Origin of the sequence: Halobacillus sp., assembly GCF_049282395.1 — a bacterium.
GTDB lineage: Bacteria > Bacillota > Bacilli > Bacillales > Halobacillaceae > Halobacillus.
This window is the reverse complement of record NZ_JBAPTY010000205.1, coordinates 1-18,768: the sequence shown is the minus strand read 5'-3', so window position 1 is coordinate 18,768 and position 18,768 is coordinate 1. Positions and strand designations below refer to the sequence as shown.

Sequence of the window (18,768 nt, the reverse complement as noted above, 5' to 3'; positions counted from 1 at the left end):
GATCAGCACCTTAATAAATAGGGCCGAGTCTAAATTATTATGATAAGGGCGAAAATAGGAAGCTTCACGCGGTTCTTCAAATGTTCATCCTTCTCACCTTGTCTTAGCATAATCGAGTAGGAGGAGGTGACTAACCTCCGTCCTCTCACACCACCGTACGTACGGTTCCGTATACGGCGGTTTCATAAAATTCAACGTGCATTCAATGATTTCAAACCCATACGTTGCCAATAGTGATCATTGAGTGTGCGATGGAGAATTGGGCTACTGGCTATACGCCAGTAGCCTTTTCTTGTATTTCCCCATTCGAAGGCTTTCGCCTTTGTCACTCCCAATGCTATTAAATTCTTCACTTTTGTCTTGGGCAATTTCCATTCTTTCCATCGAATCATTCGGAGCCTTCTCCTCAACCATTCCATCATTCTTTTAAAGATCGATGGCGTTTCCGCCAGGCGAAAGTAGTTATACCATCCGGTAAGAAATTCATTAATTTTCTCAATACGGTATTTCATATCGGTACTCCACTTTCGACTTGTCAATTGGCGTAAACGTTGCTTAGCTTTGTGAACCGAATCCTTATGGACGCGCACTCTAGCTTTCCCTTTCACCGAAGGTGTAAAGCTGAACCCGAGAAACTTACGTTTCCACGGACGGCTTGCCGCACTTTTCTCTCGGTTGACCTTGAGTTTTAGCGTCTTTTCGAGGAAGCTTGTCATATTCTTGAGGATACGTTCGGCGGCACGTTTGGAACCTGCATACATTTGCACATCATCTGCGAACCGAACGAAGCGAATGCCTCTAGATTCCAGTTCTTTATCCAGTTCATCTAGCACAATATTCGAAAGGAGAGGACTTAATGGACTCCCTTGGGGGGTTCCTTCCCGATTGGGAGTCGTGAGCCCGCCTTCCATAATTCCTGCTTGGAGATATTTTCGGATAAGACGAAGCACCCGGGGGTCTTTGATGTGGAAGCTTAGCGTTCGCATCAAGCGGTCGTGATTGACTCGATCAAAGAATTTCTCGAGATCGATGTCCACAACCCAAGTGTACCCCTCATTGATATAGGTTTTCGCCTGTCTCACCGCATCATGGGCTCTTTTTCCTGGTCGGAATCCATAACTTTGCGTGGAAAACGTTGGGTCATACATCGATTGAAGATAGAGGTTAAGTGCTTGTTGGATCGTGCGATCCATCACCGTAGGGATACCTAACTTCCGTTTGCCTCCGTTCGGTTTCGGGATTTCGACTCGACGGACGGGAGACGGTTGATACGTACCCTTCAGAAGTTGATCGTGGATGGTATCCCATTCTTCCGAAATCTGAGCTTTCAGTTCGGAAGTGGAAACACCATCAACGCCATAACTTCCTTTATTCTTTGTCACCTTGAGATAGGCGGCATTCATATTGTTTCGGTGTAGGATGTTTTCCAACATATTTCGCTTACCCTCCACGTGACCATTTCGTTCTATTGTGTGGCATCGATCTTCCACCCCAGTTACGCCCTCGAAGACTTCACTTCTCTCTCGCAACTGGTTGATATATTCTGTGTCATCAGATGATGCGTACGCCAGGAAAATGGTACTCATTTTATGATTCAGCCCTTCCCCTACCTTCCGGAAGATAAGGTACTATGGCTTCGGCTGACTTCTGATGGTTCAGCGATTCCTTAGGAATCGGTTACCGCATGTGTACGGCTTGTCCATCAGACCTCCCCGGGTAAAGGCATAAACTTCCTTTCCATATCCCCGCCTCATTTACTACCTGCCCCTTTGGTCGTTGGGGTTTCGTCTTGTTATGCAGACTCGCCCCAGACAGACAGCCTTCTATGAGATTCGTGTTCCTCGGGGCGGAAATTTGTCTCCGGCTTCCTTCAGATTCCAGGTCTCCCTGGACACCCTTGCCTTTGACTAACGGCTACAACGACCTTCGCCGCTCGGGACTTGAACCCTAGAGTTTATACCCCTGCCGGGCACACAAAAAAGACCGCTGCACCTTGTTAGGTGCAGCGGTCTTTTAACATCTTTTTAACGGCGACGATTCCGATTTCTTAGGAATGTCGGGATATCCAGGGTGTCTTCTTCCTGGTTTGGCTTTTGATTTTGCGGCTGAGGGCTTTCACGACGAGGTTGTTCTTCACGTACGCTGCGCTCAGGCTGACTAGGTTTTTGCTGGTTCGGACTTGGCTGGCTTGTAGATGGACGTTTCTTTTGCCCTTGAGCAATTTGTGTCTCATCAAAACCAGTTGCAATAACCGTAACTACAATTTCATCTTTGAGGTTTTCATTGATAACTGAACCAAAGATGACGTTTACTTCCTGATCCGCTGCTGATGTAACGATATCAGCTGCTTCCTGAACTTCATACAGACTCAGGTTGGTTCCGCCACTGATATTCATCAGTACGCCATGTGCCCCATCAATGGATGTTTCAAGCAATGGTGAAGATATAGCTTTCTTAGCAGCTTCTGCGGCTCTGCTTTCACCCGTAGCTATTCCAATGCCCATCAATGCTGATCCTTTATCTACCATGATGGTCTTAACGTCTGCGAAGTCAACGTTGATCAGTCCTGGAACAGCAATTAAGTCTGATATGCCTTGTACACCTTGACGAAGAACATTGTCAGCTTCGCGGAATGCTTCCAGCATCGGTGTATTTTTATCAACAATTTCAAGAAGACGATCATTTGGAATGACGATCAGCGTATCTACGCTTCCTTTCAATCCTTCAATTCCTCCTGCAGCTTGTGTGGAGCGTTTGCGTCCTTCAAATGTAAACGGACGTGTTACAACACCTACGGTAAGCGCACCAAGTTCTTTAGCAACTTGTGCAATGACCGGTGCAGCACCTGTTCCTGTTCCGCCGCCCATTCCGGCTGTAACGAAAACCATATCTGCTCCTTGAAGAGCTTCTTCTAACTGTTCCTTACTTTCTTCGGCAGCTTTGCGGCCTACTTCCGGGTTTGCACCCGCACCAAGACCTCGAGTCAGTTTACCGCCAATTTGCATTTTAACTTCTGCTTTAGATAAATTCAGTGCCTGAGCATCTGTGTTTACGGCGATGAATTCTACGCCCTGCACTCCATGCTCAATCATACGGTTGACGGCATTACTGCCACCGCCGCCTACTCCTATAACTTTAATGGTTGCCAGTTGGTCCATGCTTGTATCAAAATCTAACATCTTCCGTTCCTCCTAATACACGAGATTACAAGATTTATTGTTTGTGTCCGTCCGCTGACCGACCTTGACCTGTCATTAATCAAAGAAATACTTTAATAAGTTGGACAAGCCTGATTCTTTCTTCTTCTCGGGCTTTTCATTTTCTTCGTTTTGCTGTTTAGCAGCACGTTTCTGTTTTTTAGGCGCTGGTTGTGTAAATTCTTCAGTTACAGATGGGAAAATCTCTTTTCCTTGTATTTTCGCATTACGATAGGCGAATTGCAAGATACCTACTCCACTTGTGAACTGTGGTTCTCTTACACCGATATAATCCGGAATTGCCAATCGAACATTCGAATGGAATACATCCTGGGCAAGTTCCAGTATGCCAGGCATATTCATCGTTCCGCCAGTCAGTACAAAACCTCCCGGCAATTCTCTTACTCCCATTCGCTGTAGCTCTTCAGCTGCTAAGACAAATATTTCTTCTAGTCTAGCTTCAATCATATCAGATAATTGCAATTGATTGAATGCCTGTTCGCGATTACTTCCAATGATTGTGACAGAAAATGTTTCCTGTTCATTGGCATCGTCAAAAAATGCATGCCCATGCTCGACTTTCACTTTTTCTGCTTCTTCTGTCGATGTTCTTAATCCGATCGATAAGTCTTTTGTAATGTTATCTCCACCGAATGGAATTAAGCTGGTTCCTTTAAGGTGACCGTCTTCAAAAACAGAAATTGTGGTAGATCCACCGCCCACATCCAGTAGCGCAACACCAAGATTGGTTTCGTCGCTGGACAAGGATACTGTCCCTGAAGCAAGAGGCTGAAGACAAACATCCAGTACCTCAAGCCCCGCACGCTCAACACACTTCAAAGTGTTATGTAAAACGGTTTTAGCACACGTAATAATCATACCTTCCATTTCCAATCGAACGCCGATCATTCCGCGAGGATCCGTAATTTCATCCTGTCCATCCACGATAAACTGGCGGGGTATGACATCAATAATCTCTCGTTCTGGAGGTATAGATAGCACCTGGGCTGCGTCAATCACCCGTGAAATGTCTTCATTACCAATCTCTCTGCTTTCACTTGAGACAGCAACCACTCCATGACAGGACTGCAGCTGAATATGATTCCCGTTAATACCAACCACTACACGGTCAATTTTCATATCAACCATGCGTTCTGCCTGTTCTACAGCTGAACGTATAGAATGGACCGTCTGATCTATATCAACAATTGCCCCTTTTTTCATACCGTTTGATTTAGCTGAGCCTACGCCAATAATATTGAGGGTATCATTTGAGATCTCTCCAATAATTACCTTTATACGACTCGTTCCTATATCTAAGCTAACTAATATTTCTTCTTGTTTCACCAGTGGCGCACCTCCTATTACAAGCCATTTGAGTAGTTCAAAGCATATCGAATTTACGATAAAAAAACAATCTTTTCAACCATTTCGTAAATCAATTGATAAATTTTGAGACTCGGGCTTTTCTTAGATCATTTTTAAAGCTATTCTTTTAGTTGATTTCCACAACGTCTAAAGAATATCCTTTTCATTCATCGCATTTTTTCAAATTTAAGTCAAGGAGCATTCGCGGAATTTACATGAATTCACCCTGCCTGCTGTTGTTGAAACTTTTATAACTTCCTTTATCCTTACCAATTGTCTAAGCTTACTGCTCAGATTCTTCCGAACTGGAATCGTCTGGAGAAACAGCCCCATCAGTATCTTCCACACTTTCGCTTTGCTCATTGTCCTGTTCAGAGGTTGGAGTGTCTTCCATATCGGACTCGGAATCCTCACTTGTTTCAGGTTGAGGAGTTAGCTCCGTATTTTCCTGAGGACTGATATTTGTGTCAGATTCTGGTGCAGGCTCCAGAATCTCTTCTGGACCATTATTTACTTCAGATTCAGAGATTGGTTCCTCGACCTGATCCTGACTTTCGGCCTGGGCTTCCCCTTCCGTATCTCCTTCTTCCCCCGCACTGGCATATTCTTCAAAATAAGCACCTACATCAATATGAATAATCCCTTCAGCGCCTTCTTCCAATTGAGCCACAATGGATGGATAAATGGTCATTTTATTTGAGAAATTACGGATAGAAGCAAGTACCTGAAAGCCATCGTTCATATACAGCCGAATTTGGTAAGGGTTGTCTTCTTTGGGCTCCCAATGAATTTCAGAAATTAAATTTGTTACACTTTGCGGTAATTCCTTTAACTCTTTGGACATCTCTTCAAGATAAGTCTGTTTTGAAAAGCCGGCCAGGATTGGCGCATCTCCTCCAGGAAGTGAAGAAGTGGCCTCTAGTTTAGTTCCATTTTCAAGAATTGCAGAGAATTCACCGTTCGTTTGCACATATCCGATCCGTTCTGCTTCTTCCACTTGAATCTGAACAGTATTCGGAAAATTTCGATTCACATCCACACTCTTAATTTCTTTATGAGATTCAACATTATTTTTTATAGAATCAGTATCTACTTTCCAATAATTAGTCTCTGTGGTTATATTAGCCAGTTCCTTAATTTCATCAGCAGTTACATGCCTTTCCCCCTGGACTTCTATATTACCTACATTACTCAGCGGTGACTGTAAATAAATCACAACCGCAATGAGTAAAAAGAGAATCATCAAATAAAGAATCAGTCTTCTGTTTGCTTTTTTCCTTCTTGTCTGCTTCAACTTAGGTATGCGATCTTCTATGGAAACGACTTTTCTCTCTTCCATAACGGGCATTTCTCCTTACTGCTAGACACCCTTTCGATGCTGCATTAAGCTGTATGAAAGAATGATTTACCATTACTTAATTCAATGAAGGGGTTTCTTCATCTAATGACTCCCATTATATCACAAATTTTCGCTAACGGATTACGTGAGTTAAACTAGTTTAATAATATTTTCTCCTGTTTTCTCATTTATCCGCTTTCATTGACTAGTATGTCAGAATTACAGCTTCTCGTCATCCGTTTTCCACGAGTTTCACGATAAAATTATAGAAATGAACCCGTTAAATTTCAGTTTCGAGACAATTGGACCCGTTACTAAAATAGGGATGAGAGTTGGTTGAGAAATAACTCGTCTTGTTCCATCTCCCAGACACTCGAGACATAAGCCATTCATCAACGGAGGGAAAAACCACCATCCTTTTGATGCTCGGCTTATGCTGGTCGTGTCTTTCGGGGTGATTCCACATTTGAACCCTTTCCTATGGCCCTACGTCGTGCAGGGCAGGAAAGCGAAATCGTCCCCCCGCAGGACCAAATTCTCACAATAGTCTCGAAATCAAGTCTTCATCTAACGGGAGCTTATTTTTAATAATTCACATGGAGTTTGGCAGAGTCGACTTATACATGCCTCCATTTAAAAAAGGTTCCGGGAACATATTGTTCTCCGGAATCTTTTTTTGATTCCTACGGGTCACTTTTTTGTGGTTTTTAATTAAATCTCTTCTGTATATTTTTCCATGCGAATATCTTCCCACATTTGTCCCTGCCAATAAGTAAAATCAGGGATACGGCCAATCTCTTTATATCCTAGGTTCTGATACAGTTTCTGGGCGATGTGGTTAAACTCAAATACTCCTAGTTCGATACGGACGAGTCCTTGCGTTTTGATTTGCTTTTCTAAAAAACGGATCGCTTTGTACCCTGCTCCTTTACCTCTGCCTTCTGGTTCCCCTATGGTAATTCCAATCCAGGCTGTTCCAGGTTCTTTTTTGTAAAGGTGTTCTGGATCAACCATGTAATTCATTGAGCCGACCAGTTGTTCATTCACGTAGATAAGGTAAACGTAGTGATGAGCGAGGCTGTCTTGTAAATCTTCCAGGGTCATAAGCGACCGTCGCTCTACCTCAGCCTGGTTTTGATTGGGGCGTGTGAGTGGAATGAGTTCAGGGTCGTTTTCCCATCGGTTAAATGTATCAACCAGATGGCAGGATGGTTCTTTTAATTCTACGAAATGGATGGTCATGGTCGGCTCCTTTCTTAGTGCAAAATGGATCTTATCTTACATTATTATTGAGTATATGTTTCGGAAGAGTGCATGCTGCTGATGCGGCACCCCGCAATGCTTCCCTTACACGTACAAAAACAGAAGAAAGAAAATCAATTAATTTAAGAGATTGTATGTTTTTCTCCGGGAAAGGAAATGAAGATTATTTGAATGGGAAAGGAGCAAAAGAAGTTATATAGCCCAAATATAAGCGTTCATTTTGTAAAGTATTGGATGTAAGATGTCATATCCTAGTAAATTCGCAATCGGTTGCGGTCTTCCGCAATATCTTTTCGGTGAATCTTGATAATTTGTATATTACAATAAGAATAGATAAGCGATGATGCTTATTGATTTTACTATTTATGATGTGGTGATCATAAATAGGTCAGTAACTCTGTTACTGATGAGTGTATTCTGTGAAGGAGTTTCCTTACAGGAACTTTTTCAAATTTAATCCCTCACTCAAAAGTTAACCAGTCGTCTCTTTGGCCAATGCTTCCAATAGCATTGGTCCTTTTTTTGTATTTTTTTAAGAAAGCAATTTCTGCCCGATTCTTTGTAGACTCGCTTACTTTGGTTTCTTGTACGTAATCATAAATTCTTCAGTTGTCATATAAAAGTCCCGTTTTGGCCTTTCGGGTAACAGGCCGAGCTTTTCAAGCTTATAATAATTTATCTTCTTATATGGGTCATTATCGATCACGGGAACTTCCTGAGTTTGTTTCATGTACTCATCTACAGCCTGTTGCACGGCATCAATATCTTTAGCCAGTTGTAAGTCTTCCTCTTCAAACAGCTCGTACGTTTTTCGTGACATGTAAAAGTTTTTTCTGGGAATAGCGTGTAAATAGGGAGCAAGAAGTTCGTAATCGAGAGTTAAATCCTGATTGATCACGACACTAAGAGGAACTTCTTTAGGTTTGTGATCAGCGAAAGCATGAACCGCTTTTCTGATATCGTCGATGGAGAGATCACTGATTTCCAGAGGTTGATCATTATGCTTAGGTTTTTGCTTTTTTTTACGGTTCCACACGTATATTCCTCCTTTAGAATAATTGAAAAATGACATGGGGGTACGTCAATTGAAAGATAAACCAAATCTTCAGCCAGAACTCGATTTTTTCACATTGCTGAATCCGGACTTCGGTCAAAGGGAGGAAGAAGGAGACAGAGAACAACCCGCCAGGCTAAAAGAGGAGGCATAACCGTAGTATATCAGAATTGGTATAATTCCACATTTATTAAGAATGTTTAGACTTTATACTCAGTATTATGGTAAATTTAAGAAGATAAGCGGCGGGGTCCAGGTAGAACTACCGCCGGCTTAATAGAAAGGATGATTACTAGAATGGAGTATCTTCAAAAAAAAGAATATGAGGTGAACCCTCAAACGATGGCCCTGATTGCTAAGTATGATCAGCAAGGTCAAGTGATTACACACGTGGTTGAGCAGCATGGAAGCTTTGAAGTGTTAAAATGTCCAAGCCAGGTGGTCGATGATTCCTGCCGTTATTTTGCAAGCAGTCTGGAAGGCCGTATTCTAGGTACAAAGCAAGTGACCAGCTATACCCACAAACCTCCTATTGTGATATCTGAAGCAATGGGTATATATTTCTTCCCAATTATTTCTCCTAAACGTAAAGAGTGCTCCTGGATCGCTTTAAAATACATTCATTCCCACAAGGGTGAAAGCGATCATACGACAACGATACAATTTTCCAATGGGACGAGCCTCAATCTCCCCGTATCGGTGGGGATGTTTGCCAACCAGCTTCACCGCACCGCTCATTTCAGATTTATTCTTGAAGATCGTCTGCACGCTTCTCAACCCCCGCTGGATGCTTCTCACGATTTGAGGTTTGGGACCTCTTCATAAGTTCTGATAGAATCACTTCTACTTTCTTGCGGATGGCCGGGTTAAAGTAGTTTCGTTTCTCTTCGTAGCCATGAGCTAAGAATAAAAATGAGGTGAATGAATCATTTCTGCCGGTCTCAACGACTTGCAGCTTGTGGTGATCCATTTTCTGGCGGAGCTTTCTCCGTTCTTCGCGGGCTTCCAACTCCATCTTTCCCAACAGTTCTAAATAAGGTTCTTTTATTTTGAATTTCCCTAATTCAAAGTGCTTTCGATCCTGCTTGATGACAGCAATCGCCATTGATAGAAATAAATAGCGTGAAGCCAGATCCAGCTCTTTTTGTTTTAAATAACGCATACTATTCTCCTCCAAAAGGGAACGTTTGTTCTGTTTTTATTATATCACGTGAAGGAACATATTATGCAAGTAAATTTCGGAAAAGGTTATAAATGGCAATAGATGGGGAAGCTAAGAATAAACAGATTTCTGGTAGGCATACGAGAAGGTTTCATATAAAATGGAGAAAAGAAGCACTGGTTTTCTCGGTGTGAATAAGGAGCAGCACCGTCTCATGTACTTACTTACTTTCTCACTTGAACGTTACAAAAGAATGGCTGAAAACGATCAGCTGTTTGATTATGTGATCCAGCAGCTGGAGCAATTAGAAAGTTTCGGCCCACTGCCGGGCATCCTGCTTCCTTTGCTGGAAGCTTTTCTGCCGATCCTGCCGTTAGTGGCTTTTGTACTGGCAAACTCAGTCGTGTATGGCTTGTTTAAAGGGTTTTTGTATTCATGGATTGGTTCCGTAGTGGGCGCCCTCTGCGTTTTTCTTATTATTCGAAGGCTTGGAAGAAAACGGTTCCTTCGTTTTATCACACGTCATGAACAGGTGAAAAAGGTCATGACCTGGGTGGAAGAGCATGGGTTCGGTCCTTTATTTCTTTTAATGTGCTTTCCATTTTCACCTTCATCCATTATTAATGTCGTCTCAGGTCTATCGAACGTGAGCCGGCAGCAGTTTATGCTAGCGGCGATTTTAGGAAAATCGGTTATGATTTTTACGATTGCTTATGTGGGCTCAAGTATCGCTTCGTTTGCTCAAAATCCGATGAAATCGGTCATTGTTGGAATCTGTATTCTATTATTCTGGACGGCAGGGAAATACATAGAAAAGCGGATTCAGAGAAGAGCAGAGAGAAGGGGGCGCGTAAGTGATTAAGTTTAATCCGGGAAGGGTAAAATAGGGGTAGAAAGAAGACCTGGAGGATTAAACTATGAAAAAATATCGTAATCTCATCCGGACTGTATTGCTTGCTTTATTGCTAGCTTTCGTTTTTCGTTCTTTCTTTTTCGCAAGCTATATTGTGGATGGCAAATCCATGGAACCTACTTTGTATGACGGGAACTTATTGATGGTCAATAAAGTCGTCTATGATTTACAGGACATTGGAAGACAGGACGTGATCGTTTTCCATGCTAACGAAAAGGAAGATTATGTGAAGCGGGTGATCGGTGTAGGAGGAGATGAAATCGCTGTGCGGGATGACGAGCTTTACGTGAATGGAAAGCGCGTGAACGAGGCCTATCTGGAGCCGTTGAGACCGCATGACGGTAAGGCTTTCACAAGCGACTTTACCTTAGTAGGCGTCACCGGTCAGATGGAGGTTCCTGAAGGCCACCTGTTTGTTTTAGGAGATAATCGCAGGGACAGTCTGGACAGCCGCTATTTTGGTTTCGTACCCATTGAAGCGGTGGTGGGAAAAGTGGATGTCCGCTACTGGCCATTTTCCCAATTAGCTTTACAATTTTAGAAAAGAATTCCAGCCGTCCGTCGGGCGGTTTTTTTATGGAGATTTATAGATGACGAGTCCGTAAGCAGCTGGAAAAGAAAGCACATTCGGCTGCAGAATACGAAAAAAATGATAAACTAGTAGGAAAGGAAATGGAAGGAAGGAGTGTGTTTTATGGGGATGCGTTTGTTGCTCGGCCGCTCAGGAGCAGGGAAAAGCACACGATGCTTAGAAGAAATTGAAGGCAGATTAAAAGAAGACCCTAAAGGGCCTCCTATTATCTATATCGTTCCAGAACAAATGACGTTTCAGCAGGAATACGCGCTGCTGAAACGAGAGGGGATTGAAGGCTCGATCCGGGCGCAAGTGTTCAGCTTTTCACGCCTTGCCTGGAGGGTTCTACAGGAGACCGGGGGCGGTACGAAAAAGTTTTTGACGTCTACTGGTGTCCAGATGATGCTTCGTAAAATCGTGGAAGAGCGTACGTCTGACTGGAAAGTATTTCAGAAGGCGATCGAAAAGCAGGGTTTCATTGAACAGCTGGAAGGTATGATAACCGAATTCAAACGGTACCGGATTACTCCAGAGGACCTTCATGCTCAAATGGAAGGGCTCGACCGCTTTCAGCATACGACGAGCCAGGAAGAAGGATTAAGAGATAAACTTGATGATTTAAATTATATTTACGACCGCCTGGTGGATGCTTTGCGTGAGCAGTACATAGACAGCGAGGATCAATTGCAGCTGCTCGCCAGTAAAATTCCGGAAGCAGGCTTTTTGGAAGGCGCCGAAGTTTATATTGATGGCTTCCATAGTTTCACGCCACAGGAATGCGGTGTACTGGAAGAGTTATTGAAAAAGGTGGACAAGGTTCACGTAACCTTAACGACGGAACGGCCAGAGGGAGATGCAAATCCGGAACTTGATCTTTTCCACGAAACGAAAGAAACATATTTGAATTTAAAAGAAATTACGAGGATAGCTGGCGCTCAGGTGGATGAGGTGGTCATTCTCGATCATACGAAAGGTCGCATGAAGGATCAGCCAGCCTTTCAGCATCTGGAGAAATACTTTGATCAGCGCCCGGCTCCTGCTTTTGAAAGGGAGGCACCAATTCACATTGCTGAGGCTGTTCATCCCCGTGCCGAAGTGGAAGGCGCGGCCCAGGAAATTTTACGGCTGGTACGTGAAGAGGGATATCGTTATAAGGATATGGCGATTCTTATGCGGGAACCTGAGGTTTATCACAGCTTAATTGAAACCTTGTTTAATGACTACGGAATTCCAGTATTTATTGATGAAAAAAGAACGATGCTGAATCACCCTATGATTGAGCTCGTCCGCTCAGGCCTCGATGTAGTAGAAGGAAACTTTCGGTACGATGCGCTTTTCCGCCTGTTGAAAACTGGATTTATTCCAGCTACGAATCGGACTTATCCGCTCAATGAGAATGCGATCGATGAACTGGAGAACTATGTCCTGGAATACGGGATCCGCTCGAGGACGCAATGGTTCTCAAACAAGGAGTGGATTTATCAGCGGTTTAGAGGATTTGAGCAAGCTTCTCAGACCGATGAGGAAAAGCAAAAACAACAGCGGATTAATGCGTATCGGAAGCAGGTACGTGAAGCGCTGGAGGATTTCGATGAACGACTTCGCGCGGTAGATACAATTGAAGAAAAAGCCGTAGTCATTTATGAGTGGCTTGAACATCTGCAAGTACCCAGACAGCTGGAAGAGTGGCGTAACCGCTATGATGAAAGCGGTGAGATCGAGAGGGGCCGGGAACAGGAGCAGGTCTATGATGCGTTCCTTCAGCTTCTGGACGAAATGGTGGAAATGGCAGGAGATGAAAAAATGTCTCTCCAGGTGTTCCGGAATACGATGGACAGTGGACTCGAATCTCTTAATTTCGCTCACGTGCCTCCGAGTATGGATCATGTGATTGTAGGAAGTGTGGACCGGTCCAGAATCACGGGCATTAAGGCCTCGTTTTTGTTAGGGGTCACCGATGGTCTGTGGCCGATGAAACCACCTAGTGACGGGATGATCTCCGAACAGGAGCGTTCTCTTTTGGCTGAGCACGGGCTGCAGCTCGCAGACGGCAGCAACCGGCAATTGCTTGATGACCGCTTTTATGTGTATTTAGCCTTAACCATGCCTAAAAACCATTTGTGGGTCAGCTATCCTTTAAGCAATGAAGAAGGCAAATCAAAAATTCCAGCAGCGATTATTCAAAGACTGGAAGAATTGTTTCCTTCCTGTAAAGACCATGTCCTGCTGCAGGATCCAGATGATCTTCATGAAGCGGAACGTTTTATTACGACACCGGTCAAAACGAGATCAGCCCTTACTTCACAGCTTGCCAGGTATTTAAAAGGATATGCCATGCAGCCGGTATGGTGGAGTGTACTGAATTGGTATATCGAACGGGAAGATCCCAATGGATTAACACACCGCGTGCTGGAAAGTCTGTTTTACAATAATCAGCCAGTGGATCTGGGGGAAGAGACGACGGGACAGCTGTTTGATAAGCAGGTGAAAACGAGTGTATCGAGACTTGAAACCTATCACAGCTGTTCCTATCAATATTTTGCAAGACACAGCTTGAACCTGGAAGAGCGCCGTACGTATAAACTGGATGCTCCGGATATCGGTCAGCTTTTCCATGAGGCTCTCAAGCAGATTACAGAGTGGATTCAAGGAGAGGGCCGGGATTTTGCCCAGCTGAATAAACAGGAAACGAACAGCTATGCCGCTAAAGCGACTGAGCAGCTGGCTCCGATCCTTCAAAATCAAATTCTTCACAGTTCCAACCGGTATCAATATATCCAGAAGAAATTGCAGCAGGTCATCGCACGTGCCGCATTTGTCCTGAGTGAGCAGGCGAGAAGCAGTGACTTTTCACCTGTGGGATTGGAATTAGGATTTGGAACGGGTAATGATGCAAAACTTCCGCCGCTCTCCCTTGATTTACCTAATGGTTATGAACTGATGCTGCGCGGCCGAATTGACCGTGTGGATAAAGCCTTAACGGAAGAAGATCTTTATTTGAGAATTATAGATTATAAATCAAGCGCCAAGGGCTTGAGTTTGATGGACGTTTACTATGGTCTCTCCCTCCAGATGCTAGCTTATCTGGACGTGGTCCTCACCAATGCCGAGCACTGGCTTGGAACGGCGGCTTCTCCGGCCGGGGTTCTTTATTTCCACGTTCATAATCCGATGATTACAGGCAGCCGGATGCTTCAGGATGCGGCGATTGAAGAAGAGATTTTCAAGAAGTTCAAAATGCAGGGACTGCTGCTTGAAAACGAGCGTATCATCCAGATGATGGATACAGGGCTTGAGAAAGGCCACAGCCAGATTGTTCCGGCTGGTCTGAAAGCCAAAGGCGGTTTTTATAAAAATTCTAAAACCGCTGATGCCGAACGTTTCCAGCAACTGAGTTACTACATCCGGGAGCTGATGAGCCGTGCGGGTACAAATATTACGGACGGAAAAGTGGATTTGAATCCTTACCAGCAGAAACAGCAAAGCGCCTGCAATTTCTGCCCGTACCGTTCCGTCTGTCAATTTGACCCTACCCTTGAGGAAAATAATTTCCGGAAACTGAAAGAACTGAAAGATGAAGATGTATTGGAACGAATGATGAATAGAGAGGAGGGATCTGCTTGGTAAGTTGGACAGAAGAACAGGAGCGGGCGATTTATACGCATGGCTCGAATATTCTGGTAGCTGCTGCCGCTGGATCTGGGAAGACGGCGGTTCTTGTGGAAAGGATCATTCAAAAACTGCTTCATGAAGAGGATCCAGCGGACATTGATTCTTTACTGGTCGTTACGTTTACGAATGCAGCAGCGCAGGAGATGAGAAATCGAGTGGGGCAGGCATTAAGTAAAGCGCTGGAAGCAAATCCAGGCTCTCATCATTTGAAGAAACAGCTGTCGCTGCTACAGAATGCATCGATTTCTACGCTGCACTCTTTTTGTATGGAAGTGGTGCGCAGGTATGCTTACCGGCTTGACCTTGACCCGGGCTTTCGAATTGCCGATACGGTAGAAGCCGATCTTATTCAGCAGGAAGTATTGGAGGAGCTGTTCGAGGACTGGTACGGGAAAGAAGGAGAAGAGCAGGAGAGATTCTTTGATATTGTGGACCGTTTCTCGAGTGATCGCAGTGATCTGGATGTAGAGAAGGTTATTCTTGAACTGTACACGTTTGCTACGCAGAATCCATGGCCGGAAGTATGGCTGGATCAAATGGTGCAGATGTACAACGTACAGGAAGTGGATGGAGAAGATCAGCTTCCATGGCTTCATCTATTGAAAGATGAAGTCAGCAGTCACTTAAAAGCGATGGAAGCGGAAGCTCATAAATTTTTGGAGCTTACCAAAGAACCGGATGGTCCTTATACGTACGGGGAAACCGCCGACTCCGATCTTGAGATGATTCAACAGGCTAAAGGGGCGATGGCTCACTCCTGGGAAGAGTTGCAATCGTATATTAGTGAGCAGTCCTTCGCCACCCTTTCTAAGAAGAAAATGGAATGCAATGAAGAGAAGAAAGAACAGGCTAAGAAAATCCGGGACCGCTATAAGAAACGCTGGAATGAAATGCGGGATGAGTGGTTTTCAAGATCTTTGAGCAGTTATTTACAGGATATGCAGGAACTTTATCCGGTTATGGAACAACTGGCTGTAGTGGTGAAAGATTTCAAACAGCGCTATGAACAGTTAAAAAAAGAAAAAGCAATTGTGGACTTCTCGGACTTGGAACATTACTGTCTTCAGATTCTGCTTGATGAATCCTCGACGCCGGAACAGCCGGTTCCTTCCTCTGTAGCAGCCGGCTTTCACCAGCAGTTCAGTGAAGTGCTGATTGATGAATATCAGGATACAAACCTGGTACAGGAGACACTGCTTCGTTTATTAACCGATGGTCCGGAAGCCGGGAACCTGTTTATGGTGGGGGATGTGAAACAGAGTATTTATCGTTTCCGTCATGCTGAACCTTCCTTGTTTCTCCAAAAGTATAAATCTTACGGCTATCTTGAAAACGACGGCGAACGGATTGACTTAGCCCGCAACTTTAGAAGCCGGAAGCAGGTGCTGGACGCGACCAACTATATTTTCCGTCAGGTGCTGGATGAAGAAGTCGGGGAAATGGAATATGAGAAAGAAGCCGAGCTTATCTACAGTAATCTCTCGTATGACGAATGGGCGCCTTCAAGTCCTGAAGCTGAACTCTTTGTGATCGACCGGGAATCCAAAGAGGATGAACAGGAAGAGAACGAAGAATATAAAGACCTGGAGAAAGCCCAGTTAGAAGCGAGAGCTTACGGACAGATGATTCGAAAATGGCTCGGCCACGACGGAGAGCCTCCTCTTGAAGTGATGGATAAGGAAACGGGAACGAAGCGTCCGATTCAGTACCGGGATATTGTCCTGTTAATGCGCTCGATGACCTGGGCGCCGATGATCGTCGATGAACTGAAACATCAGGGTATTCCGGTCTATGCGGAACTTTCGACCGGCTATTTTGAAGCGATTGAAATTAAGATTATGCTTAGCCTGTTAAAAGTCATTGATAATCCGATGCAGGACATACCGCTCGCCTCTGTCCTGAAGTCTCCAATCGTCGGACTGAATGAGGACGAGCTCGCAAGGCTCAGACTTGCCAGGAAGCGGGTCAGCTATTACGAAGCTATGAAAGAGTATCCCGGAAATGATGAATTAGGCAGGAAGGTAGAAAGCTTTTTCAAACTGCTTGAAAGCTTTAGAGAGCGGGCCAGACAGGGAGCCTTATCGGAACTGATCTGGGATATCTTCCGAGAAACGGGGTATTATGACTTCGTGGGAGGCATGCCAGGCGGACGCCAGCGTCAGGCCAACCTCCGTGCTCTTTATGACAGAGCGAGGTCCTATGAGTCCACATCCTTCCGGGGATTGTTCCGTTTTCTGAGGTTCATTGAACGAATGGAAGAGCGAGGCGATGATCTGGGAGCGGCACGTGCTCTTGGCGAACAGGAAGACGTGGTCCGGATTATGACCATTCACAAAAGTAAAGGTCTGGAGTTTCCCGTTGTCATCTTAGGGGCGATGGATAAACAGTTCAATATGATGGACTTGAAGGATCGGTACTTGCTTCATAAAGATTATGGTTTTGGTTCAAGATATATTAACCCTCATAAGCGGCTGATGTATCCGACGCTTGCTTATCACGCCTTAAAGCAGGCCAAGCGAAGAGAGCTGCTGGCGGAGGAAATGCGAGTCTTATATGTAGCCATGACCCGGGCCAAGGAGAAGCTGGTTATGGTTGGAAATGTTGCTTCTTTTGATAAAAAACAGGAAAAGTGGCAGACGTTCCTCGATTCACCGGAATGGGTACTACCGCCTCACGACCGGCTAGATGCTAAATCCTACCTGGACTGGGTAGGGCCGGCACTGATCCGTCATCAGCACGCCGAAGAGCTCCGTGGCAGTATTGAAGTGACCACATCCGAAGACATTTATGCAGATGCATCGGAGTGGAAAGTGAATATAGCGCATGGCAGTCAATTCGCCGTCCTTGATGAATCTCAGGAGGAAAGGGACGAGGAACTGCGCACAGCTATTGAAGATTGGCAGCCCGCAGAAGACTATGCTCAAGGAAAAGATATGGTCGAGAAGCGGTTAAGCTTCGTGTATCCTCATCATAAAGCAGCCTACTCGCGGGCTAAACAGACCGTTACAGAAATTAAAAGGCAGCGCGAAACGAAAGATGAGTATTCAAGCGACCAGCTGCTGGTTCCTTATCAGGCTCCAATCCAGAAACGGCCAAGGTTTATGCAAGCGGATCAAAGATTGTCTGCGGCTGAAAAAGGTAGTGCTATGCATACCGTTATGCAGCATATTCCAATGTCCCATAAACATAGTTCTGAAGAGGTGGAAGAGTTTGTCGAACATCTGGTACTTAAAGACGTGCTTCTCCGTGAGGAAGCAGACGTTATCGATACAGCAGCAGTTGCGGCATTCTTTGAAACCTCTGTTGGGCAATTTGTAATCGAAGCGGAACATGTGGAGCGAGAGGTGCCGTTCAGTCTCACGCTGCCGGCTCGTGAGGTGTATCCTGATTGGGAGTCACCAGAAAATGAACAGGTTTTCATTCAGGGGGTTATTGACGCTATGATTCCTTATGAAGATGGTTGGATGATCCTGGATTACAAATCTGATCAAATTGACCCTGAGAAGAAGTCGGTAGAAGAAACCATGAAAGATCGCTACCGTACCCAAATAGAGATGTACCGGTATGCATTAGAAAAGATTTGGAAAGAGCCGGTTCGTAAGAGTTGTCTGTACTTGTTTGAAGGGTCGATACTTGTGGAGGTCGATTAAATGGAAGGTACATGTGAATTGTGTTTTCGTACGCCGGTCAGAACGACGGAACACCACCTAATTCCAAGACAGCACGGCGGAGCCATGGGCGTTACAGTGTGGCTGTGTGGTGCTTGTCACCGGCAGGTTCATGCTCTCTTCACCAATGAAGAACTCGCGAACTTTTATCATACTCTTGAGCGTCTGCGTGAACATCCCGATATGGAAAAATATTTGAGCTGGATTAAAAAGCAGGATCCTCAAAAAGAGGTCACCACTAGAAAGTCCAACCGCAGACGCAGTAGATAGCGGCATAGCTGGAATAGAGAACGATTGGTTAAATGGCATAGTAGTTCAGTTTTGGGGGATAAAACCTTTACGTACCCTCAACTGGACTGCTTTTATTTTGGGAAATTTTTTAATCAACTAGAGATGATTTTAACAAAGTATAGGTTCCGGTTCTGTAAGACTCCGTTTCAGGACGGGCGTATATTATTGAAAAAAGGCGCATGGTTCTATTCTGAACCATGCGCCTTTTACAAGTAAGCCTATTATACAGCTTGTTGATAAACGCGCTCACCATCAGGATGAAATTTA

The 18,768-nt window shown here is 44.6% G+C and carries 14 protein-coding genes; 7 read left to right on the top strand and 7 right to left on the bottom strand.

Going from position 1 to position 18,768, the window contains the following annotated elements; all coding sequences use genetic code 11:
* Positions 1-191 precede the first annotated feature (191 nt).
* From ltrA to WAM07_RS09270, 6 genes are all read right to left on the bottom strand, one after another.
* A complete protein-coding gene (gene ltrA / locus WAM07_RS09295; protein WP_422166272.1) occupies positions 192-1,433 on the bottom strand; it encodes a group II intron reverse transcriptase/maturase in 1,242 nt (413 codons plus the stop codon).
* Between the two features lie 591 nt (positions 1,434-2,024).
* A complete protein-coding gene (gene ftsZ / locus WAM07_RS09290; protein WP_422166270.1) occupies positions 2,025-3,179 on the bottom strand; it encodes a cell division protein FtsZ in 1,155 nt (384 codons plus the stop codon).
* Positions 3,180-3,254: 75 nt separating this feature from the next.
* Positions 3,255-4,544: a cell division protein FtsA gene (ftsA, locus tag WAM07_RS09285; RefSeq protein ID WP_422166268.1), complete on the bottom strand. Its 1,290-nt coding sequence runs from the start codon at positions 4,542-4,544 to the stop codon at positions 3,255-3,257.
* 304 nt (positions 4,545-4,848) lie between these two features.
* Complete coding sequence (locus WAM07_RS09280) at positions 4,849-5,904, bottom strand: FtsQ-type POTRA domain-containing protein (RefSeq protein ID WP_422166266.1); 1,056 nt, start codon at positions 5,902-5,904, stop codon at positions 4,849-4,851.
* A 711-nt stretch (positions 5,905-6,615) separates the two neighbouring features.
* Positions 6,616-7,146, bottom strand: coding sequence for a GNAT family N-acetyltransferase (locus WAM07_RS09275; protein WP_422166265.1), 531 nt, complete (start codon positions 7,144-7,146; stop codon positions 6,616-6,618).
* A 592-nt stretch (positions 7,147-7,738) separates the two neighbouring features.
* Positions 7,739-8,203, bottom strand: coding sequence for a DUF3939 domain-containing protein (locus tag WAM07_RS09270; protein WP_422166263.1), 465 nt, complete (start codon positions 8,201-8,203; stop codon positions 7,739-7,741).
* A 49-nt stretch (positions 8,204-8,252) separates the two neighbouring features.
* Here WAM07_RS09270 and WAM07_RS09265 point away from each other — a divergent pair, with 49 nt between their 5' ends.
* Positions 8,253-8,375, top strand: a complete 123-nt coding sequence (locus WAM07_RS09265) for a hypothetical protein (protein ID WP_422166261.1) — start codon at positions 8,253-8,255, stop codon at positions 8,373-8,375.
* A 143-nt stretch (positions 8,376-8,518) separates the two neighbouring features.
* Positions 8,519-9,046: a competence protein ComK gene (locus tag WAM07_RS09260; protein WP_422166259.1), complete on the top strand. Its 528-nt coding sequence runs from the start codon at positions 8,519-8,521 to the stop codon at positions 9,044-9,046.
* Here the strand turns inward: WAM07_RS09260 and WAM07_RS09255 are convergent.
* On the bottom strand, positions 8,967-9,383 hold the full coding sequence (locus tag WAM07_RS09255) for a hypothetical protein (protein WP_422166258.1): 417 nt from the start codon (positions 9,381-9,383) through the stop codon (positions 8,967-8,969). The genes WAM07_RS09260 and WAM07_RS09255 overlap by 80 nt on opposite strands.
* Before the next feature lie 214 nt (positions 9,384-9,597).
* On the opposite strand from WAM07_RS09255, the gene WAM07_RS09250 reads away from it, so the two are divergent.
* The 5 genes from WAM07_RS09250 to WAM07_RS09230 all read left to right on the top strand — a co-directional run bounded on the left by WAM07_RS09250 (position 9,598) and on the right by WAM07_RS09230 (position 18,480).
* Positions 9,598-10,245: a TVP38/TMEM64 family protein gene (locus WAM07_RS09250; RefSeq protein WP_422166274.1), complete on the top strand. Its 648-nt coding sequence runs from the start codon at positions 9,598-9,600 to the stop codon at positions 10,243-10,245.
* Between the two features lie 55 nt (positions 10,246-10,300).
* Positions 10,301-10,837 carry a signal peptidase I gene (lepB, locus tag WAM07_RS09245; protein ID WP_422166256.1) on the top strand — a complete coding sequence of 179 codons (537 nt, stop codon included), beginning with the start codon at positions 10,301-10,303 and terminating at the stop codon, positions 10,835-10,837.
* 153 nt (positions 10,838-10,990) lie between these two features.
* Entirely contained in the window at positions 10,991-14,497 is a 3,507-nt protein-coding gene (gene addB / locus WAM07_RS09240; RefSeq protein WP_422166255.1) for a helicase-exonuclease AddAB subunit AddB, read from the top strand.
* Entirely contained in the window at positions 14,491-18,192 is a 3,702-nt protein-coding gene (gene addA, locus WAM07_RS09235) for a helicase-exonuclease AddAB subunit AddA (RefSeq protein WP_422166253.1), read from the top strand. The genes addB and addA overlap by 7 nt, the downstream gene beginning before the upstream one ends.
* A complete protein-coding gene (locus tag WAM07_RS09230) occupies positions 18,193-18,480 on the top strand; it encodes an HNH endonuclease (RefSeq protein WP_422166251.1) in 288 nt (95 codons plus the stop codon). It begins immediately after the preceding gene.
* The last annotated feature ends 288 nt before the right edge of the window (positions 18,481-18,768 follow it).

What these genes read in the sequence shown, in the direction of transcription:
- ltrA (WP_422166272.1), bottom strand. Translation starts at nt 1,433, where the DNA reads ATGTTGGAAAACATCCTACACCGAAACAATATGAATGCCGCCTATCTC.
- ftsZ (WP_422166270.1), bottom strand. Translation starts at nt 3,179, where the DNA reads ATGTTAGATTTTGATACAAGCATGGACCAACTGGCAACCATTAAAGTT.
- WAM07_RS09280 (WP_422166266.1), bottom strand. Translation starts at nt 5,904, where the DNA reads ATGGAAGAGAGAAAAGTCGTTTCCATAGAAGATCGCATACCTAAGTTG.
- WAM07_RS09275 (WP_422166265.1), bottom strand. Translation starts at nt 7,146, where the DNA reads ATGACCATCCATTTCGTAGAATTAAAAGAACCATCCTGCCATCTGGTT.
- WAM07_RS09260 (WP_422166259.1), top strand. Translation starts at nt 8,519, where the DNA reads ATGGAGTATCTTCAAAAAAAAGAATATGAGGTGAACCCTCAAACGATG.
- WAM07_RS09255 (WP_422166258.1), bottom strand. Translation starts at nt 9,383, where the DNA reads ATGCGTTATTTAAAACAAAAAGAGCTGGATCTGGCTTCACGCTATTTA.
- WAM07_RS09250 (WP_422166274.1), top strand. Translation starts at nt 9,598, where the DNA reads ATGTACTTACTTACTTTCTCACTTGAACGTTACAAAAGAATGGCTGAA.
- lepB (WP_422166256.1), top strand. Translation starts at nt 10,301, where the DNA reads ATGAAAAAATATCGTAATCTCATCCGGACTGTATTGCTTGCTTTATTG.
- addB (WP_422166255.1), top strand. Translation starts at nt 10,991, where the DNA reads ATGGGGATGCGTTTGTTGCTCGGCCGCTCAGGAGCAGGGAAAAGCACA.
- WAM07_RS09230 (WP_422166251.1), top strand. Translation starts at nt 18,193, where the DNA reads ATGGAAGGTACATGTGAATTGTGTTTTCGTACGCCGGTCAGAACGACG.